Source organism: Micromonospora sp. ALFpr18c (assembly GCF_008868155.1).
Taxonomy (GTDB): Bacteria; Actinomycetota; Actinomycetes; order Mycobacteriales; family Micromonosporaceae; genus Micromonospora.
Genome location: NZ_WBKR01000300.1, coordinates 1 through 4,657, shown reverse-complemented (window position 1 = coordinate 4,657; position 4,657 = coordinate 1). Strand labels below are relative to the sequence as shown.

Below are 4,657 nucleotides of genomic sequence, written 5' to 3'. Positions count from 1 at the left end.
CCCCCGGGTCCGGCTGCACGTGGTGCCGAGATCCGCGGAGGAGTATCCGGGGCTCGGTGGGCAGTTCGCGCTTGCCGTCCTGCCCGACGGCACGGAGGTGGCCTACCTGGACTGTCAGGTCCGTGGCCAAGAGCTGGACCAGCCCGCGGATCTGGCGCGGTTGCAGCGAGTCTGGGAGGTTACCCTGGGCGAAGCCCTGCCCCCGCAGGCGTCCATCGAGTTGATGCACGAGGTGGCCGAATCGTGGAGTTGACCGACGCTCGATGGCGAAAGAGCAGCCGCAGCAACCAGGACGCCAACTGCGTCGAGGTGGCTACGAACCTTGGGGGCGTCGTCGGGGTGCGAGACAGCAAGGACTCGGACGGGCCTGTGCTCGTGGTCGACGCGTACTCCTGGCGGCTCTTCGTGGCGGCGCTCCCGCGCTGACGCGACCGCACCGCGCGCGACGGCGCGCGGATCCTGAGGGATGATCCTCTCATGGGTGTGGATGGCCTCGACCTGCCTTCGACCGAGCGGTTGCGGTTGCGGCGGTTGACGGTGGCCGACGTGGACGCGCTGGTCGAGTTGGACAGCGATCCCGAGGTGATGCGTTTCCTCACCGGCGGTGTCGCGACGCCGCCAGCCATGGTCCGGGACGAGCAGTTGCCGAGGCTGCTCGCCCAGTACGAGCGGCATCCCGGGCTGGGCCGCTGGGCGGCGCTCGACCGGGGGACCGGCGACTTCCTGGGCTGGTTCGCGCTCGACCCGTCGGCGGACGGCACGGAGGCCGAACTGGGCTACCGGCTGCGCCGTTCGACGTGGGGGCGTGGCCTGGCCACCGAGGGGTCGCGGGCGCTGGTCCGGTACGCCTTCGAGACGGTCGGGGTGCGGCGGGTGTGGGCCGAGACGATGGCGGTCAACGAGCGGTCCCGGCGGGTGATGGTGAAGGCGGGGCTGCGCTACGTGCGCACCTTCCACCTCCAGTTCGACGACCCGATTCCGGGCACCGAGCACGGCGAGGTGGAGTACGAGTTGCGGGCCGACGCCTATCAGGAACGGCCGGCGGCCCGGCGCGCCCGGTAGGCGGTCACGGCGGCGCGGTTGCCGCAACCGGCCTCGCAGAAGCGCCGCGAGCGGTTGCGGGACAGGTCGATGACCACGTTGTCGCAGTCCGGGTACTCGCAGATCCGCAGCCGGCTCAGCTCTCCGGCCCGGACCAGGTCGGCCATGGCCATCGCCGCCTCCACCGCGATACGGGTCGCCAGGGGGGCGTCGCGGGGGACGGCGTGCAGGTGGTACGGCAGGTCGTCGTGCTCGATGAGCTGCGGCAACGCCTGGTGCTCCAGCAGTAGGCCGTTGACCACGGCGACGATCTCGGGCGGGTCGGCGTACCAGATGCGGCGCAGCCGGGGCCGCAGCTCACGGACGGCGCGCAACTCGGCGTCGGTGTGCTCGTGCCGACCGCTGTAGGCGTGCCGCAGGTAGAACGCGTCCAGTGCGGCGATGTCGGGCAGCAGTTCGCCGTCGCGGCCCGCCGTGTTGACGAGCGCGGCGGCGGCGATCAGCGAACACTCGGTGTCATGAGTGAAAAGCATCTTGACTCCTGTCACAGACTCCGCCTAGCGTCATGAGCACAAGGATAGTTTGCTCATGACACCCATGCCGTTCCGAGGAGCGCGAGATGCATTCACGACCCGCCGCAGGCGTTGCGCTGGCGCTGCTGTCCGCGGTCACCTTCGCCACGTCGGGCACCTTCGCGCGGTCGCTCATCGAGGCCGGCTGGTCGGCCGAGTCCGCCGTCATCGCCCGGGTCGGCATCGCCGCCCTGGTGCTGGCGCTCCCCGCCCTGCTGTCGCTGCGCGGCAGGTGGCACGTGCTGCGCAGCAATGGCACGGCCATCGGGCTCTTCGGGTTGCTCGGGGTCGCGCTGGCCCAGGTCTGCTTCTTCAACGCCGTGCGCTACCTGCCGGTCGGCGTCGCGCTGCTCCTGGAATACCTCGGCATCATCCTGGTCGTCGGGTGGATGTGGCTGCGACACGGGCAGCGTCCCCGCCGGCTCACCGTGGCCGGCGCGGTTGCCGCCCTGGCCGGGCTGGTGTTCGTGCTCGACCTCGCCGGCACCGCCGGCTTCGACCCGGTCGGTGTGCTCTGGGGGCTCGGTGCCGCGTTCGGCCTGGCCGGCTACTTCGTGCTCGCCGGTCGCGTCGACCCCCGGCTGCCCTCGGTCGCCCTGGCCAGCGGCGGGATGGCCGTCGGCGCCGCCGTGCTGCTCCTGATCGGGCTGACCGGTCTGCTGCCGCTGCACGCCACCTTCGGTGCGGTCACCTTCGCCGGGCAGCGCACCAGCTGGCTGCTGCCGATCGCCGGGCTCTCCCTGGTGGCGGCCGTCGTCGCGTACCTCTCCGGGGTCGCCGGCACCCGGATCCTCGGCCCCCGGCTGTCGTCGTTCCTGGGGCTGACCGAGGTGCTGTTCGCGGTGCTGATCGCCTGGCTGTTCCTGAACGAACTGCCCACCGGCTGGCAACTGTTCGGTGGCGCGCTGATCGTCGCCGGGGTCGCGCTGGTGCGCCTCGACGAACTGCGCGGCGCACCGGTGCCGGCCACGCCCGAGCCCGCGCTCGCGGCCCGGTGAGACAGTGATGCCGTGCTGACCCACGTGGTGTTCGACGCCGACGAGACTCTGCTGGATCTACGCCCGGCGGTGACCGGCGGCCTGGTAGCCGTCCTCGACGAGATGCGGCGGCGCGCACCCGCCGCGGCCGGGGTGTCGCTCGCCGAACTGGAGTCGGACTGGGGCGCGGTCTTCGGCGAGCTGAGCGCCGCCCCGGTGATGGAGATCCGCCGTGCCGCCCTCGCCCGGTCGCTGGCCCGAGCCGGCCTCGACGACCACCTGGACGAGATCGCCGCCCTCTTCTTCGCCCGGCGCTTCGCCCTCACCCGGCCCTTCCCGGACGCCGTACCGGCGCTGGCCACCCTGCGCACCCGGTACGCGCTGGGCTTCGGCACCAACGGCAACAGCCGCGCCGAACGCTGCGGGCTCGCCGGAGAGTTCGCCTTCGAGGTGTACGCACACGAGAACGGCCTGCCCAAGAAGCCCGCCCCGGAGTTCTACGCCGCGGTGGTCGCGGCGGCCGGCGTCCCCGCCGGGCAGATCGTGTACGTCGGTGACTCGTGGGAGCACGACGTGGTGGCACCCCGGCGGGCCGGCTTGCGGTCGGTGTGGTTGAACCGAAACGGCCAGTCGCGCCCGGCCGGGTTCACGCCCGACGCCGAGGTGTCCACCCTGGCCGACCTGCCAGCGGTCCTGTCGGACGTGCCGGTAGTCCTGCCGAACGTGCCGGTAGTCCTGCCGAACGTGCCGGGCGGGTCGTCCGACCTGGTGGAAGCCGGCATCGAGCTGGGGTGGCCGGCTTCGAAGAGTCGGTCTTCAAGCAGTGCAAGGCCAACGGTGAGTGCGGCTACTACACCTACCTCCAGGGCACGTCGATGGCGTCCCCGCACGCCGCCGGCGTCGCCGCGCTGATCGTCAGCCGGTACGGCAAGACGCAGGGTCGGGCTGGCTTCGGGATGTCCCCGGACCTGGTCGAGCAGCACCTGTACCGCACGGCCGCCGAGCACGCCTGCCCGGAGCCGCGCCTGCAGCAGTACCGCAACGAGGGCCGTGACGAGACCTACGACGCGTACTGCGCCGGTGGGGTCAACTTCAACGGCTTCTACGGCTACGGGATCGTCGACGCGTACGCGGCGGTGAAGACCCCGCTCAAGTCGAACGCCCGCCCGTAACAAGGCACCGCCTCGGGGCCCGGTCGACCACGGTCGGCCAGGCCCCGACCGCGTCCCGCCCCTTGATCGACTCGGATTCCTTGACGATGGGGTGTCAGGTTCCGTCGGACAGCGCGGTTTCCAGGAACCCGAGCTGGTCAGGCTCGGCCGGACTCGGGGGATCACCGCCGCCATCCGCGAGCGACCAGTGCGGCGCGTACCTCGCCGAGCAGCGCCGGGAACTCGGAGTGCAGACGGCGGCTGGTCACGTGCAGCACCAGCCAGCCCGCGCCGAGGAGCAGGTTGAGTCGGCGACGGTCCCGGTGCACCTGATCCGCGTCCGCATGCCACTGGCCGTCGTACTCGACCGCCACCCGGTACTCCCGCCACGCCAGATCGGGGTGCAGGACGACGCCGTTGGGCAGGCGCACCGGATGTCGGACGATCGGCCGCGGCAGCCCGCCGAGCACCAGCCGTACGCGCAGATGCGATTCCGGCGGACACTGCGCCCCGGGTTCGGCCAGGTCGAAGACCCACCGCGCCCGTCGCCCACCGTGCTGATGTGCGTTCCGGCCCGCAATCCCGGCCAGCGCGACGCGGTCGGTCAACCCCCGCCCGAGCAGCGAGTCGACGATCCCGACCGCGCGGACCGGATCGAGCCAGACGGCCGTCTCCCAGGCGGCTCGACCGGGGTCCGAGCGCGGGATCGGCCCGCCCGAGGCCCAGTTGGGCCGCACTGCGCCCGCCGGACCCGCTGTGCGCAGTGGGCGCGTCGCGCCTGCAGGGCGGGCCGTGCTTGGTGACCGAGCCGTGCCCGGCGGGCGAGCGATGCTCCGGGGGCGAGTCGTGTCCGGGTGACGGGTCGCCTCTGGTGGACGCGCCGCACCGGGTAAGTGCAGTCTCTTATAACCATCTG

The 4,657-nt window shown here is 72.1% G+C and carries 6 protein-coding genes and 2 pseudogenes; 6 read left to right on the top strand and 2 right to left on the bottom strand.

Annotated elements, in window-relative coordinates; translation table 11 throughout:
- From F8271_RS29955 to F8271_RS29945, 3 genes are all read left to right on the top strand, one after another.
- Positions 1–253, top strand: a 253-nt coding sequence (locus F8271_RS29955) for a Scr1 family TA system antitoxin-like transcriptional regulator (protein ID WP_225854860.1), incomplete at its 5' end; no start/stop codon positions are given.
- Positions 244–426: a DUF397 domain-containing protein gene (locus tag F8271_RS29950; protein ID WP_151493165.1), complete on the top strand. Its 183-nt coding sequence runs from the start codon at positions 244–246 to the stop codon at positions 424–426. The genes F8271_RS29955 and F8271_RS29950, both read left to right, overlap by 10 nt.
- A 51-nt stretch (positions 427–477) precedes the next feature.
- Positions 478–1,062: a GNAT family N-acetyltransferase gene (locus F8271_RS29945; protein ID WP_151493164.1), complete on the top strand. Its 585-nt coding sequence runs from the start codon at positions 478–480 to the stop codon at positions 1,060–1,062.
- Here F8271_RS29945 and F8271_RS29940 read toward each other — a convergent pair.
- Positions 1,029–1,574, bottom strand: a complete 546-nt coding sequence (locus tag F8271_RS29940) for a CGNR zinc finger domain-containing protein (protein ID WP_151493163.1) — start codon at positions 1,572–1,574, stop codon at positions 1,029–1,031. The two genes, F8271_RS29945 and F8271_RS29940, sit on opposite strands and share 34 nt — an antisense overlap.
- 86 nt (positions 1,575–1,660) lie before the next feature.
- Between F8271_RS29940 and F8271_RS29935 the strand changes: the two genes are divergently transcribed.
- From F8271_RS29935 to F8271_RS29925, 3 genes and pseudogenes are all read left to right on the top strand, one after another.
- Complete coding sequence (locus F8271_RS29935) at positions 1,661–2,611, top strand: DMT family transporter (protein WP_151493162.1); 951 nt, start codon at positions 1,661–1,663, stop codon at positions 2,609–2,611.
- Between the two features lie 12 nt (positions 2,612–2,623).
- Positions 2,624–3,289 (top strand): annotated as a pseudogene (locus tag F8271_RS29930) (HAD family hydrolase); the annotation flags it as partial.
- 104 nt (positions 3,290–3,393) lie between these two features.
- A pseudogene (locus tag F8271_RS29925) lies at positions 3,394–3,762 on the top strand (S8 family serine peptidase); the annotation flags it as partial.
- A 161-nt stretch (positions 3,763–3,923) separates the two neighbouring features.
- Here the strand turns inward: F8271_RS29925 and F8271_RS29920 are convergent.
- Positions 3,924–4,478 (bottom strand): hypothetical protein, encoded by a 555-nt coding sequence (locus tag F8271_RS29920; protein WP_192580518.1) that lies wholly within the window; start codon positions 4,476–4,478, stop codon positions 3,924–3,926.
- Between the last annotated feature and the right edge of the window lie 179 nt (positions 4,479–4,657).